The following is a 1,505-nucleotide window of genomic DNA, read 5'->3' on the forward strand; positions in this document are numbered from 1 at the left end:
CCAACGGCAACCGTTGACCAGGTAAGAAATCTGCGGCGACCGGTATCAACTGGCGCATTGCTCATCCAAAAACTCTCCCATGTGGACTCCGCACATTCTTATAGTGTCCCTGTTCCCCATTTTTCCCGTGACAACAGCGGCGGAAGCTGGATTTACAATTGCCACAGAAAACAGGGGAAATTTTAAAGAAAAGATAACAACTTGACAAGAAAGAGCGGTGAGCAATAAAAACAATAAAGAAACAATTTTTTGTCTTTTGTGACGCGTGGTTAGCATTGATGTCGGTAATATTACCAATAAAAAAAGCCTGGCGGTTGCCAGGCTTTTTTGACACTCGAAAGAGTGAGCACCGAAAGCGAATTAACGCTTGGAGTACTGCGGACGCTTACGAGCTTTGTGCAGACCGACTTTCTTACGCTCAACCTTACGGGCATCGCGAGTAACAAAGCCTGCTTTACGCAGTTCGGAACGCAGGGTTTCATCGTACTGCATCAGAGCACGAGTGATACCGTGGCGGATCGCACCAGCTTGACCGGAGATGCCACCACCGTTAACGGTGATGTACAGATCCAGTTTCTCGGTCATCTCAACCAGTTCCAGCGGCTGACGAACTACCATGCGGGCAGTCGGACGACCGAAGTACTGCTCCAGGGAGCGCTGGTTGATTACGATCTTACCGCTACCCGCTTTGATAAATACGCGAGCAGTGGAGCTTTTGCGACGGCCGGTACCGTAGTATTGATTTTCTGCCATGTTGCCAGTTCCCGATTAGATATCCAGTACTTGAGGTTGCTGAGCAGCGTGAGCGTGCTCGGCGCCTGCGTAAACTTTCAGTTTACGGAACATGGCACGGCCCAGAGGACCTTTCGGCAGCATGCCTTTAACAGCAGCTTCGATTACCATTTCCGGTTTACGCTGAATCAGCTTGTCGAAGCTGATTGACTTGATACCACCCGGGAAACCGGAGTGAGCGTGGTACATTTTGTCGGTAGTTTTCTTACCGGTAACACGTACCTTCTCAGCGTTTACAACGATGATGTAATCACCGGTGTCAACGTGCGGAGTGTATTCAGCTTTGTGCTTACCACGCAGACGAGCAGCGATCTCGGTTGCGATACGACCCAGAGTTTTACCTTCTGCGTCCACAATGTACCAGTCACGTTTTACGGTTTCTGGCTTGGCAACGAAAGTTTTCATTAAGTTAAACCCAATTACCTGTTACAGACCCAATTGTTTATGGGGGCTCTCCCACAAACAACAAACGATGGCCTACCTGTACCCCTTCGAATACAAGTAAAGCTTAAAGTGTTGCTGTCTTATCGACAGCTGTAACGTGGGCCGGGCGATTATAAGTGAAGTTGCCTTAAATATCACCTGCTAATTTCACTGCCATGAAACCAGCAAATGTCGCCCGGCCCTACCTGCCGCAGATGCCCATCCGACTGGCAGGCGCGGTATTGTGACTAAGGAAGGTGCACTCTGGCAAGGTATTCGTGCGATTGCAT

General features: G+C 49.4%; 2 protein-coding genes and 1 pseudogene. All 3 read right to left on the reverse strand.

Annotated features, from left to right (window positions below; all coding sequences use genetic code 11):
• Positions 1-65, reverse strand: a pseudogene (locus tag G5358_RS21060) (ubiquinol-cytochrome c reductase iron-sulfur subunit); the annotation flags it as partial.
• 295 nt (positions 66-360) lie between these two features.
• Positions 361-753 carry a 30S ribosomal protein S9 gene (gene rpsI / locus G5358_RS21065; RefSeq protein WP_005336286.1) on the reverse strand — a complete coding sequence of 131 codons (393 nt, stop codon included), beginning with the start codon at positions 751-753 and terminating at the stop codon, positions 361-363.
• A gap of 15 nt (positions 754-768) precedes the next feature.
• The gene (rplM, locus tag G5358_RS21070; RefSeq protein ID WP_005341737.1) at positions 769-1,197 is read right to left on the reverse strand and encodes a 50S ribosomal protein L13; all 429 of its coding nucleotides are present in this window, start codon (positions 1,195-1,197) and stop codon (positions 769-771) included.
• Positions 1,198-1,505 lie beyond the last annotated feature (308 nt).

The organism is Aeromonas sp. 604176, assembly GCF_049170755.1.
In the GTDB taxonomy this organism is placed as follows: domain Bacteria; phylum Pseudomonadota; class Gammaproteobacteria; order Enterobacterales; family Aeromonadaceae; genus Aeromonas; species Aeromonas veronii_A.